13 protein-coding genes and 1 pseudogene are annotated in these 12,029 nt (G+C 70.9%); 9 read left to right on the top strand and 5 right to left on the bottom strand.

Annotation, left to right across the window (positions count from 1 at the left end; all coding sequences use genetic code 11):
* Window positions 1-62: 62 nt before the first annotated feature.
* From ABZ919_RS03485 to ABZ919_RS03475, 3 genes are all read right to left on the bottom strand, one after another.
* Window positions 63-278: a phosphopantetheine-binding protein gene (locus ABZ919_RS03485; RefSeq protein ID WP_361242155.1), complete on the bottom strand. Its 216-nt coding sequence runs from the start codon at window positions 276-278 to the stop codon at window positions 63-65.
* A gap of 88 nt (window positions 279-366) precedes the next feature.
* Window positions 367-1,953, bottom strand: a complete 1,587-nt coding sequence (locus ABZ919_RS03480; protein WP_361242152.1) for an amino acid adenylation domain-containing protein — start codon at window positions 1,951-1,953, stop codon at window positions 367-369.
* Between the two features lie 455 nt (window positions 1,954-2,408).
* Window positions 2,409-2,624: an MbtH family protein gene (locus tag ABZ919_RS03475; RefSeq protein ID WP_361242149.1), complete on the bottom strand. Its 216-nt coding sequence runs from the start codon at window positions 2,622-2,624 to the stop codon at window positions 2,409-2,411.
* Between the two features lie 875 nt (window positions 2,625-3,499).
* Here ABZ919_RS03475 and ABZ919_RS03470 point away from each other — a divergent pair.
* The 9 genes from ABZ919_RS03470 to ABZ919_RS03430 all read left to right on the top strand — a co-directional run bounded on the left by ABZ919_RS03470 (window position 3,500) and on the right by ABZ919_RS03430 (window position 10,640).
* Window positions 3,500-4,339: a thiamine pyrophosphate-dependent enzyme gene (locus ABZ919_RS03470; RefSeq protein ID WP_361242146.1), complete on the top strand. Its 840-nt coding sequence runs from the start codon at window positions 3,500-3,502 to the stop codon at window positions 4,337-4,339.
* Window positions 4,339-5,319, top strand: a complete 981-nt coding sequence (locus ABZ919_RS03465; RefSeq protein ID WP_361242143.1) for a transketolase C-terminal domain-containing protein — start codon at window positions 4,339-4,341, stop codon at window positions 5,317-5,319. The genes ABZ919_RS03470 and ABZ919_RS03465 overlap by 1 nt, the downstream gene beginning before the upstream one ends.
* Window positions 5,316-5,603: a lipoyl domain-containing protein gene (locus tag ABZ919_RS03460; RefSeq protein WP_361242141.1), complete on the top strand. Its 288-nt coding sequence runs from the start codon at window positions 5,316-5,318 to the stop codon at window positions 5,601-5,603. Before ABZ919_RS03465 ends, ABZ919_RS03460 begins: the two co-directional genes overlap by 4 nt.
* Window positions 5,604-5,615: 12 nt before the next feature.
* Window positions 5,616-5,864: a phosphopantetheine-binding protein gene (locus ABZ919_RS03455; protein ID WP_361242138.1), complete on the top strand. Its 249-nt coding sequence runs from the start codon at window positions 5,616-5,618 to the stop codon at window positions 5,862-5,864.
* Window positions 5,861-6,805 (top strand): ketoacyl-ACP synthase III, encoded by a 945-nt coding sequence (locus tag ABZ919_RS03450; RefSeq protein WP_361242135.1) that lies wholly within the window; start codon window positions 5,861-5,863, stop codon window positions 6,803-6,805. Before ABZ919_RS03455 ends, ABZ919_RS03450 begins: the two co-directional genes overlap by 4 nt.
* An 83-nt stretch (window positions 6,806-6,888) precedes the next feature.
* The gene (locus ABZ919_RS03445; RefSeq protein ID WP_361242132.1) at window positions 6,889-8,022 is read left to right on the top strand and encodes a zinc-binding alcohol dehydrogenase family protein; all 1,134 of its coding nucleotides are present in this window, start codon (window positions 6,889-6,891) and stop codon (window positions 8,020-8,022) included.
* A gap of 139 nt (window positions 8,023-8,161) precedes the next feature.
* The gene (locus ABZ919_RS03440; RefSeq protein ID WP_361242129.1) at window positions 8,162-8,719 is read left to right on the top strand and encodes a DUF1707 domain-containing protein; all 558 of its coding nucleotides are present in this window, start codon (window positions 8,162-8,164) and stop codon (window positions 8,717-8,719) included.
* 463 nt (window positions 8,720-9,182) lie between these two features.
* Window positions 9,183-9,866 (top strand): hypothetical protein, encoded by a 684-nt coding sequence (locus ABZ919_RS03435; protein ID WP_361242126.1) that lies wholly within the window; start codon window positions 9,183-9,185, stop codon window positions 9,864-9,866.
* A 570-nt stretch (window positions 9,867-10,436) separates the two neighbouring features.
* On the top strand, window positions 10,437-10,640 hold the full coding sequence (locus ABZ919_RS03430) for a hypothetical protein (protein WP_361242123.1): 204 nt from the start codon (window positions 10,437-10,439) through the stop codon (window positions 10,638-10,640).
* Window positions 10,641-11,191: 551 nt separating this feature from the next.
* Here ABZ919_RS03430 and ABZ919_RS03425 read toward each other — a convergent pair.
* Both ABZ919_RS03425 and ABZ919_RS03420 read right to left on the bottom strand, forming a co-directional pair.
* Window positions 11,192-11,608 (bottom strand): annotated as a pseudogene (locus ABZ919_RS03425) (RNase J family beta-CASP ribonuclease); the annotation flags it as partial.
* Complete coding sequence (locus ABZ919_RS03420; RefSeq protein WP_158925729.1) at window positions 11,607-11,945, bottom strand: MerR family transcriptional regulator; 339 nt, start codon at window positions 11,943-11,945, stop codon at window positions 11,607-11,609. The pseudogene ABZ919_RS03425 and the gene ABZ919_RS03420, both read right to left, overlap by 2 nt.
* Between the last annotated feature and the right edge of the window lie 84 nt (window positions 11,946-12,029).

Below are 12,029 nucleotides of genomic sequence, written 5' to 3'. Positions count from 1 at the left end.
TTATGTGTATTTTAATACACCCCCCCCCCCCCCCCCAAACACACCACCGACCGGGCCCGACGCTATGGGGTCACCGCATCCAGGGATTCGATGTACGCGGAAATAGAAGCCACCGTCGGATTGAGGAACATCTGGTCCATCGGGACCTCGACGCCCAACTCCTCGATGAAAGCACCCTGGATCCGGGTCATGATCACGGACTGGCCGCCCAGGGTGAAGAAGTCGTCGTCGACCGATATGTCATCGCGCTGGAGTTCTCTGCACCAGATGCTGCGCACCCTGTCCGCAATCATCACAGTCCTCTCGGTTGTCATCAAGGTCCGTCGGCAAGGTTCGCCGGAAAGGCCCGTCGGCAGGGTTCGGCGACTATGCCGTCGTGCCGCCGGCGGCGTAATGGTTCTTGAACTCATCGGCCAGGGCCGCGCGGTCCACTTTTCCGTGCGGGCTCAACGGAATTCGCGGAATATCGATGAACCTGGCCGGAACCATGTTCCGCGGCAGCGTCCCGAGCACGCGGGTGCGCACGTCGTTCTCGTCGAAGCCGTCCCCCGCCGGGACGATGAACGCGACCAGCTCGGCCTCGCCGGAGTCGGTGTACGCGGCGACCACGGCGGCCTCCCGGACCCCGGCCAGCCTGCCGAGGGCGCGCTCGACGTCGGTGGGATCGATGCGCATCCCCCGCACCTTCACCTGCGCGTCCATCCTGCCGACGACGACGAGGTCCCCGGCCTCGGTCACGTAGCCGCGGTCTCCCGTGCGGTACAGCCGGTGCGGCGCGCCGTCGATCACGACCGTGGTGAACTTCGCGGATTCGGGACCCGTGCCGTTGAGGTAGCCCGCGCCGACACCGGTCCCGGAGATGTAGATCTCGCCGTGCTCCCCAGCCCCGACCTCGTGCATCTCCTCGTCGAGGAGGTGGATGCCGGTGTTGTGGGCCGGCCTGCCGACCGGTGCGATGTCGTGTTCGCCGGGCCGGTACGCGGCCAGGTCGTACGACGTCGCCACGTCCGTGCACTCGGCGACGCCGTACTGGTGCAGCAGCGTGCAGGTGTTCCCCTCGCGCCGCGCCCAGTCCATGATCCGTTCGGCCTTCAGCGGTTCCCCGCCGAAGAGCACGTAGTCGAGCCGGGTGAGCGCCTCACCGCCCCGTGCGGTCTCCCAGTCCACCAGGACGTACAGCGTGCTCGAGGCGCAGTGCACCGTGCGTATCCCGTGCTCGCTCAGCATGCGGTAGGCCATCGCGGCGTCGAAGTTCCGGCTCGCCATCAGGTACTGGGTGGCACCGCAGAACAGCGGCATCATCAGGCTGCGCTGGGAGAGGTCGAACCCGAACGCGCTGACGACCAGGTTGTTCGACCCGGGATGCAGGCCGTATTCGAGCATCAGCCAGTTCAGCAGGTTGAACCAGCCCTCGTGCCGCACCGCGGTCAGCTTGGGCGTACCGGTCGACCCGGACGTGAAGACCGCGTAGCACACGTCGTCGCCGGTGACCGGGACGCCGGGGCCGGTCGCCGGCAGACCTGCCAGGTGATCGGACAACTGCTCCAGGTCGATGGCCTCGACGGCCGCCGACTCGACCAGCCCGGCCGTCGCCGGGGAGGCCACGATCAGCGCGAGGTCGGGGATCTGCCCGAGCAGCAGCTGGAGCCTCGCCACCGGGTAGGCCGGGTCGAGCGGTACGTAGGCCGCGCCGGCCTTCAGGGTGCCGAGGACGGCGACGACCATGTCGATCGAGTAGTCGAGGCAGACGCCGACCTTCGCACCCCGGCCGTGACCACGCGCGGTGAGGAAGTGTGCGAACCGGTTGGCCTTCGCGTCGAGTTCCGCGTAGGTGACCTGCTGTCCGGCGCAGAAGACGGCGACGGCGTCGGGGGTGGCTTCCGCGTGCGCCTCGAACTGCCTGTGGACGACGGGCGCCGAGGGCAGGGCGACCCGCTTTCCCTGAAGGGTCATCAACTAACTCCGGTGTGACGGGTGTCCGGTGGGCCGAGCCGTCGGCGCACCGCGGGAACGGGGCTTGTGCGGCACCTCCGCGCGGTGTGCCGGCGGGTGGTGCGCTTCGGGGCGGTGCGCCTGCGGATGGTGCATCGGCGGATGGTGCGCTTCGGGGCGGTGCGCCTGGGGGCGGTGCCCTTGGGGGCGGTACGCCTGCGCGGGGTACGCCTCCGGTGGCGCGCCCCGTGAGGCGTCCGGTCGGCCGGCGGCCGGCCGGTGGTTGACGTCGCGACCTTTGCCCGGCGCTGACCTTTGCCCGGCGCCGGCCTTCGCCCGCCGCTGGTCGGCGCCCGCCGCTGGTCGGCGCCCGGCGGGTCGACCGGCTCAGGTACCTCGCGCTGTCATCCCGGAGAGGTCGTCCCCGGCTTCCGTCGCGCGCCGCCGCCGTCGGTCGTGGGCGGCGCACGGCGGGTTCACTCCGCCGCCATGGCCTCCCGCAGGCTCCTCGGGCGCATGTCGGTCCAGTTCCGCTCGACGTACTCCAGGCACTCGGCCCTGGCCGCCTCTCCGAAGACCACCCGCCAGCCCGCGGGCACCTCGGCGAACGCCGGCCACAGGGAGTGCTGTTCCTCGTCGTTCACCACGACGTAGAAACGGCCGTCCTCGTCGTCGAAGGGGTTCGTGCTCACTGGCACCGTCCTTAATCGTCATGACACAACTCGGGATTGAAAAACGCCAGGACCGAGCGCCCCCGGCCATCACGGGGCGACTCAGGATTGCAATTCGCCGGAGTCCGGGCGACCCCTGACCGTCACGGGGAAACCCGGGAATGCAAATCGCCGTGGCGGGCGCGGGTTCGCCGTTCGGCGTCGTCCTGTCGACAGGACACCCGGCATCCGCAGCCGCCCTGGAACGCTGACGCCACGCTAGGACCCGGCCACCGAGGCCACAAGGGCGGCAGACGGCCGGCGGGCGGGTCGTACGGCCGCACCTGTACCGCACTGGTGTCGTGTGCCACGATGACCGGGCAGCGGCCCGTGGACGGGCCTGCTCGAATTCGGGTTCAGCCCATCTCCCCCGCCGAGGCTCCGAGAGCGCGCGCAGTTCCGCACGGGCCTGCGCGGCGGCCCGCCAGGGCACGGTCGGCCGAGTGGAGAAACGCCGGAAAAGCTTTCACCCCAGCCGAACACCGTCGCGCGGCGGCGATCGCGCTCACGCCGCAACGAGGGCAAAGGAATTCCTGATGGACGCATTGACCGAATCCGGCTCCGCCGCCTTCGACTCCCCGCGTCTGTCCGGCCACCGAGGGGGTACGCCGCCCGGCACGACCGCCCGCCCCACGCGGCCGTCCCACCGGGCCCTTGCGGACGGCCGGGAGCCCGTGACGCACGCCGGCGGGATGCCCGGCGCCGGGCAGCGCGCGCGGCCCTCCGGGGTGTTCCGCGCGGCACGACGACAGAAAGCTCATCGACGAACCTGCGACTGGTGATCCATGGCCTTGAAGTCACAATCCGTGCACGCGACAGATCCAGACGACGACACACGACGATCGCTGTTGCGCCACATGCTGGTGGCGCGAGGCGTCGACGAGGAGGCCCACCAGCTCCAGAAGCAGGGTGCGCTCGACCTGTGGCTGTCCTGCCACGGGCAGGAGGCCGCCCAGGTGGGCTCCGCGCTCGCCGTGGGCCCGGCCTCGACCGTCTTTCCCAGTTACCGCGAGCACGCGGTCGCCCTCCTGCGGGGCGTGGCGCCGGACGAGCTGGTCGCGCAGTGGGCCGGCCGCACGTTCTGCGGATGGGACCCGCGCCGGCTGCGGTTCTTCCCCTACACGCTGGTCCTGGCCGCGCAGACGCTGCACGGCGTCGGCTACTCGATCGGACAGCGGTTGCAGGGGCGTGAGGACTTCGTCGTCGTGTACATCGGCGACGGCGCGACCAGCGAGGGTGACATGTCGGAGGCGATGAACCTCGCCGCCGTCGAGTCGGCGTCCGTGCTGTTCGTCGTCCAGAACAACGGCTGGGCCATCTCCAAACCGGCCAAGGAGCAGATGCGCACCTCGGTGGCCGAACGCGCCCGGGGCTTCGGGATCGAGTCCGTCCGGATCGCGGGGCAGGACCCGGAGACCGTCTTCTCGGCCTGCTCGCGGGCCGCCGCCCAGGTCCGCGGGGAGCGGGCACCGTATCTCGTCGAGATCCAAGTGGGGCGCATCCACGGCCACTCGACCTCCGACGCCCAGGAGGTGTACCGCAGCGGCGAGGACATCGCGCGGGCCAGGGCGGCGGACCCGGTGACCGCCTACGCGGCCCGGCTGAGCGGCCTGGGCCTGGTGGACACCGGGTGGTTCGACGCCGTCGAGGCGGAAGTGCGGGAGCTGCGCGAGCGGTTGATGAAGGAGTACGCGTGATGAGCACCGCGCCGTCCGCCCGCCTGGCGGAGTCGATCAACGCCACCCTCGCCGACCTGCTCGAGGCGGACCCGAGGCTGCTGCTCCTCGGCGAGGACATCGGACGCCTGGGGGGCGTGTTCCGGGTGACCCGCGGTCTGCGGGAACGCTTCGGCGGGGACCGGGTGCGCGACTCGCTGCTGGCCGAGTCCACCATCGTCGGCCAGGCCGTCGGCATGGCGATGAGCGGACTGGTGCCCGTCTGCGAGATCCAGTTCGACGGGTTCACCTATCCCGCGGTGAACCAGTTGGTGACCCAGGCGGCCCGGATCGGCCACCGGTGGAACGGGCAGGTCAGCCCGAGCCTGGTGGTGCGGGTCCCGACCGGCGGCGGGGTCAGGGGCGTCGAGCACCACAGCGAGTCCAACGAGGCGCTGTTCGCCCGTGTCCCGGGGATCTCGGTGGCGTGTCCCTCCACGGGCGAGGACGCCGACCAGATCCTCAGGTACGCGGTGACGCTCGGTTCGCCCGTGGTGATGTACGAGCCCATCCGCCTGTACTGGCGGCGGAGCGCACCCGCCCGGGATCCCGAGCCGGCGAGGTCGCCCACCGCGGCCCGGGTCGTGCGGCGCGGCACGGACCTGACGATCGCCACGTACGGCGCGGTCACCCATGAGGTGCTGGAGGCGGCGCACGCGCTCGGCCCCGATGTCGACGTCGAGGTGGTGGACCTGCGCTGGGTCGCCCCGCTCGACATGGACACGGTCCTTGCGTCCGTGGCCCGCACCGGGCGGCTGCTGATCGTGCACGAGGGGTCGAAGGACGTCGGCATCGGTGCCGAGATCGCCGCGTCGGTGGCCGAACACGGCTTCGGCTCGCTCCGGGGCCCGGTCCGCCGGCTGGCACCCGACCGCCGCGCCTATCCCCCGGCGGACTTCGAGAAGGACTACCTGATCGGTGTGCAGGAGATCACGGACGAGGTGCTGGTGATGATCAAGTGAGCGACTCCTCCGAGGACATGCGCGTTCCCGGTTTCGGACACGGCCTGGGCGAGGCCCTGCTGGTCGAGTGGGTCGCCGGTGTCGGCGACCGGGTCGAGCGCGGGGACGTCATCGCGGTCGTGGAGACCGACAAGGCCAGCACGGAGATCGTGGCGGAGCGCGGCGGACGGGTCACGGCCCACTCCGCGACGGCCGGCTCGATCCTCAAGTCCGGTGACGTGCTGTACCAGTTGGCGGCCGACCAGCCTCCCCATGCCCCGGGCTCCAAAGACCCAGTCACCTGAGCGGAGAAGAACATGAGCGACATCGAAAGCCGTATCGCGGAGACCATGCTGGCCAAACTGCGTGAGCGCGACCCGTCGCTGGGCCCCGACGACCTCGCCCGGCCGGTCGCCGACCTCGACCTCGACTCCCTCGACCTGGTCGAGCTGCACCAACAGCTGGAGCGGGAGCTGCAGGTCAAGGGCGACCTCAGGGAGACCGCCGGCTTCGCCTTCCTGGACGACTTCAGCACCTATTTCGTGAAGCTGGCGAGCCGGGGATGAGCGCGGGCATCGTCGACATCGCCACCGCCAAGCCGGGCCGGACGATCGGCAACGACCACTTCGCCCCGATCGGTCTCACGGACGAGTGGATCCGGCGCCGCAGCGGCATCGCGGCCCGCTCCTGGCTGCCGGACGAGACCCCGCCGGCGGAGGTGGCGGCGGAGGCCTGCGCACCGATCGTGACCAGGATGGCCGACCCGTCCTCGATCGGCGCCCTGGTCGTCGTCAGCACCTCGGTGCGGCAGCGTGTCCCGGGGGTCGCGCAGAAGGTGGCACAACTCGCCGGGCTGGGGTCCTCGGTGCTGGCCTTCGACATGAACGCGGCCTGCTGCGGCTTCGTCTACGGACTGGTCGCCGGGCTCTCGCTCTGCGACGCCGGAGAGGCGCGGTCGGTCCTGGTGTGCTCGGTGGAGACCATGTCCCGGCTGGTGGACCGCACGGACCGGCAGACGGCGTGCATCTTCGCCGACGGCTGCGCGGCCGTCCTGCTCGAGGACCGCACGGAGTTCGCGGGCTTTCGCCAGGTCGCCGGCTGCGACGGCTCCCAGGAGGGGCTCATGCGGGAGACCGACGCGGGCGGCATCCACCTCGACGGGATGCAGGTGTACGACCGTGCCGTGCGCCGGATGTCGGAGTCGGCCCAGTACCTCTTCGACCACGGCCCCGCGCCGACCGTCCTGGTCGGCCACCAGGCGAACGGCCGGATCCTGGAACAGGTCCGCGGCTTCACCACCCATCTCGGCGTGCCGTTCGTGAACCGGATCGAGAACTCCGGGAACACGTCGTCCGCCTCGATCCCGCTGGCGTTCGCCGAGGAGCTGGACGCCGGTTCCCTGCCCGCCGCGGGCCGGCTCGGGGCCGTGGCCTACGGCGCGGGTGAGGCGTGGGGCGGTGTCTCGGTGGACTACCGGGTGCCGGCCGTCACGGCCCGCCGGCGCTGACCGCACTGCGAACCCGGAAACCTACTCGATCTCAGGAGGTTGTCATCTACTCACCAGAAGCCTGGGTCCTGCGCTCCGGTGCGGTGGCCGGACCGCACGACGGCGGGCCCGGCGGCGCGCTGCGACGCGATCAGTTCACCTTCGGCCCGCTCGAAGAGGGCGAGGCGCTGGTGGAGCCGATCCTCGGCTCCTGGGAGGCCAACGTCGACCATGCGCTGGCCCGTTCACCGATCGACGTGTGCAGCAGCCGCGGCGAGGACGTGGTGGTCCTCGGCAACCTGGGCGTGGTGCGCGTGCTGAAGGTGAACGCGGGGAGCCGGGACGCGCAGGTCCGCGAAGGTGACCTGTGCCTGCTCCTGCCCTTCGGTGTGCTGGACCGCTTCGGCTACGCCGAACTCGCCTACGCCTACGACGCCCCCCACACCATCGGCCTGCTGGCCAAGCGGTCGAAGATGGACGTACGGCTGCTGCTGCCGGTCCCGGACGGCACGGCGTACTCGCTGCCCCAGTGGGCCACGTACGGACGGTACTTCACCGCCTGGGACAACTGGCGCAAGGCGTACGGGTGCTGGCGGACGCAGGTCGCCGACGACGATCCGGCGAACCACCTGGTGTTCGGGTGGGGCGGCGGTGTGGCCTTCGCCGAGCTGATGCTGGCCAAGCGGGCCGGGTTCCGGGTGGCGATGACGGCGGGCTCGGACGAACGTGTCGCCTTCCTGCGGGAGAACGGCATCACTCCGGTGGACCGCCGCCGGTTCCCCGCGCTCTCGCTGCCCACCCGGGAGGAACGGGCGGACCGGGACCGGCACCAGCGGCGCCGGACGTCGGTGGAGGCCTTCCTGGCCGTCGTCGACGAACTCAGCGACGGCCACGGCGTCGCGATCTTCGTGGACAACATCGGCGAGCCCCTGTACGACGTCACCCTGAACGCCCTGGCCCGCGAGGGGGTCGTCACCACGTGCGGCTGGAAGGCGGGGATGCGCCTGTCGCATCTGCGCGGTGCCGAGTGCATCAGCCGGCACATCCATGTGAACACGCACGTGTGGCGGCTGCCCGACTCACCGGGCATCCGGGACTTCCAGGAGGCGGAGGGCTGGATCGCGCCGAAGGGGTCGGACGTGATCTACGACTTCGACCGGGTGCCCGAACTGGCCGACGACTACGCGAACGGCAGGATCGGGTCGTACTTCCCGCTGTACCGCGTGAACCCGCTCTGACCGGCCGGAACGGGTGAGGGAATCGGCCCCGGAGTCCGCGCGGGCACCGGGGCCGAACGGCTCGGTCGGCCTTCCGATGGCGGTGCTCTCCAAGGGCGTTGACCGATGCGCATCGTCGACAGGGCACTACAGTGGGAAGGTGACCTCTGTGCCGGAAGGCCCACCGCCACTGATCCGCGAAGCCGACCGCGACAGGGCCGTGCGGCGCGTGCAGGACGCGTACGCCGAAGGGCTCCTCTCGCATCAGGAGATGAACGAACGTCTCCATCGGGTGCTCACCGCGAAGACGCACGACGAGCTCGTGCCGGCGCTGGCCTCTCTCCCGGAGCAGGTCCCGCACCCTGGGGAGAATGCGGGCACGTCCACGATCGCCGCCGACAGCGGACGGATCCAGCGGCGCGGGGCATGGCTGGTGCCCCGGATCCTCAAGGTCGAGTCCGCGTACGGGAGGGTGCACCTGGACCTGTCCCGGGCCATCATCAAGCACCCGGCCGTCGACATCGAGTTGCGACTCGGCACGGGCAGGGCCAGGATCACGGTTCCTCGCGACGCGATCGTCGACTTCGGCGATCTGCGCACCGAGTGGAAGGACGTGCGCTACCGGCCCCTGCGCCGCTCCCGCCCCGGCGGGCCGGTGATCCGGATCTCCGGGAGCATGCAGTACGGACGGCTGAAGATCCGCCACGCGCGCGGCTGAGACTCCCGGGAGTGCGCCCTCCGCGTCGCAGCCCACATCGCGCGGCTGAGCGTCCGCGCCGCCCGCTCCTCGTCCGTCCACGTGCCCGCGCAGACGAGTCCCGCTTCGATCCGGCCCGTGAGCGGGCGGTGCCAGGCCGGCCGAACGGCAGGGCGGTGGCCGTGCCGTACGGCTCGATGCCGTTGACGGCGCTGTCGCGGGGCACGCTGACGGTGACCGTGCGGTCGGTGAACTGGTGGCGAGCCGGGTGCCGCCGGTGGTGCGCAGGGCGGCGAGCATGCCGTCGTCGTCCCGGGCGGCGCCGACCAGCGTGCCGCGCGCGACCCGAACCCCGAACTGCCGCAGGGCCGTGCACGGTCATCGCCAGCTCCGCTCTGTCCGACGTTGTCGCATCCGGCTCTGCTGCATCCGGCTCTGTCGCACCCGGCTCTGCTGCATCCGACTCTGTTGAAAGGGACGGGACTTGCGTACCCGATTCGCTCTCTGCGCACTGCTCGCCGTGTTTGTCCTCACCGCCGCCGCACCCGGCGCACTGGCCGCCGGGGACGATGCGCGGCCCGCCGCCCGTTCCTGTGGCTCGCTGCGGCTGACGGGTTCGCTGCCCGTGCCACCCGCGGGCCTGGCGGTGCAGCAGGACGTCTCGATCGGCGCGGACTGCACCCCGCGGCTCGGCGCGGTGCGGTTGGTGCCGGCGGACCGGGTGAAGGAGGCCGCGGCGGCGCGACGGACCACGGCCACCGCGGCAGGCGGCTCCCACCACGTCTCCAGCTGGAACGAGATGTACGACTGCTGCAACATCCGGATGACCGGCCTGTACACCACCTCCGACTGGACGACGGGCGGCGGCCGGGTCGTCAGCGCCGCCACCGACGCCACCGAGCAGCACAACCGCGAGCCGTGGGACGCCGGCTGGTCGGTGGCCTCCTCCACGCACGGCGCCGACTGCACCGCCGACTGCACCGTCTCCCGCACCGAGGCACACGCGGACTTCAGCTACCGGGGCATCTTCGACGTGACCGGGAACTGGTACGCCAACAGCCACCACTCCTCCGTCGACCTCGGCGCCGACGGCACCGCCTCCTGCCGCTTCGACATGGAACTGCGCCACACCTTCGTCGGCTGGAACTGGCGCCACGGCTGCGCCTGACCTTGGCGGGCGAGCGCCGGGGCGCGCTCCGGCGCACTTGGCAGCAACCTGCCACAACCGGAGCGGAAGAAGCCTTCCGGTTCCCGCACTCGCGGCGAACCCCACCGCGTCGACCCGCTGGAGGCGCGCCGTGTGCCGGCCACAGACCACCGACAGGCCCGCCCTTTCCGCACCGGCCCGGCCGACGGGCCGGACGTGACGCCGCCGAGATGCGGCTCGACCACCAGCAGGCCCGAGCCCGGCCTCTGCCCGCCGCCCCGCAGCGGCCCGGAGAGGCCGGGCTCCACACCGCTGCACGGCACGGGGCGGACACGAGCGCAGCCGAGTAGATAGGTGGCCCACCCCATGACCACTGAACTCCGCGGCACCCCGGCCGACTCCACGGTGCAGCCGCTCCGCCGCCGCGCTGGGCCCGCTGGGCGGCGCACGCCGTGCCGTTGGCGGCGCTGCCGTCCTCGCTGTGGCGCCTCGTCGGAGTCCCGGTCGGCTACAGCGCCGCCGTGCTGCGCACCGACTACGGCATCCCGGGCACCGGCTACCTGATCCTGCCGCTGATCACCCTGCAGGACGATGGTGGGACATACGGTCCGGAAGGACGAGGTCGCCCGGCTGCTGACCGGATTGCGCGCCCTGGGACTGCGACCGGGCGACCGGGTCGTGCTGGTCCTGGAGCCGTCCCAGGACTTCGTGCCGGTGCTCGGTGGCTTCGTCCCGTGCCCCATGGCACCGCTGCGCGGTGACGGGAACGGTGGGCCGCCCAACTCGAGCACGTGAACGACCTTTTCGAAGCCCCGCTCCTGGTCACGGCTGGGGGACTCACCACCGGACTGCCCCCCGTGGCCGGACTGTCGGTGGCCACGCTTCGTCCCGGCAATCCCGCAGGTCAGATCCCCTTCGCAGCCGGCTCCAAAATCGCCACGCACTCCACATGATGCGTCATCGTAAACACGTCACAAGGTGTGTGGACGGGAGAATCTGCAGGTCACATGGGGTTTTCCTGCCTTGGGCACGGGCTGTGAGGCGGCCGGAGCGTCAAATGAGCGTCATGACTGAGGGACTTTCTCTCCGTCCTTTGGCCGGTACACCGGGCTGTCCGCGTTTCTGATCCCCGTGGCCGTCATGTTGCTGCTCGGGCGGCAGGTCAGCTGCTGGAGGCGCAGCGCTCGCGACCGGGCCGCCCCGGACGTGTCCGGGCGAAACCCGGGCGCGATTCGTACGGGCCGACCCGGTGGCCGGTGATGAGGCTGGACATCAGGACCGACTCGTCGCCGAGTTTCACCTCGTGCACATCGGCGTTGGCCCCCGGACGCCTGCCCGGGTGTGGTTCAGGCGTCGATGATGACGGGGATGATGAGGGGCTTGCGGCGATGGGTGCGGAACGCCCAGTTCGCCACGGCGCGGAACGCCCAGTTCGTTACGGCGCGGGCGATGGGTTGTTCGAGTTGGCGCGCGTCCCCGACGCCTTCCTCGGCTGCGGTGGCCAGGGTCTTCTCGATGACGGGGACGACCGGCTCGAAGGTGGCGTCGTCATGGACGAAGCCCCGGGCCAGGAAGTCGGGGGCCTCGGCGAGGGCGCCGGTGTCCGCGTCGACGATCGCCACCACCGTGACCACGCCTTCCGCGGCGAGGGTGAGGCGGTCCTCGAGGGACGCTTCGGTGGCGCCGCCGACTTCCATGCCGTCCACGTAGACGTTGCCGGCGGCGACCTTGCCGGTGATGGATGCACGTCCGTCGCTCACCTCAGGCTGCGGCCGATGGACTGGACGATCCGCCGGTGCGGCGGTATTCGGCGTTGATGCGCTGGGCTTCTTCGAGCTGGTCTTCGAGGATGATGATCCGGCATGCGGCCTCGATCGGGGTGCCCTGGTCGACGAGCTCACGCGCGCGGGCCGCGATGCGCAGTTGATAGCGGGAGTAGCGGCGGTGTCCGCCCTCGGAGCGCAGTGGTGTGATCAGCCGCGCTTCGCCGATGGCGCGGAGAAAGCCGGGAGTGGTACCGAGCAACTCGGCGGCCCGGCCCATCGTGTAGGCGGGGTAGTCGTCGTCGTCGAGACGGCTTAGCGACTCGTCTGCTGTCATCTCACCTCTCTGTGGAACGGGTAGAGGGGCCTTGGTGCCGTTTGACACCAAGGCCCCGAAGGAACTGCAACACCATCTGCCGGC

The organism is Streptomyces sp. NPDC046759, assembly GCF_040645475.1.
Lineage (GTDB): Bacteria > Actinomycetota > Actinomycetes > Streptomycetales > Streptomycetaceae > Streptomyces.
The sequence above is the reverse complement of the archived record's forward strand: the minus strand, read 5'-3'. Positions and strand labels throughout refer to the sequence as shown.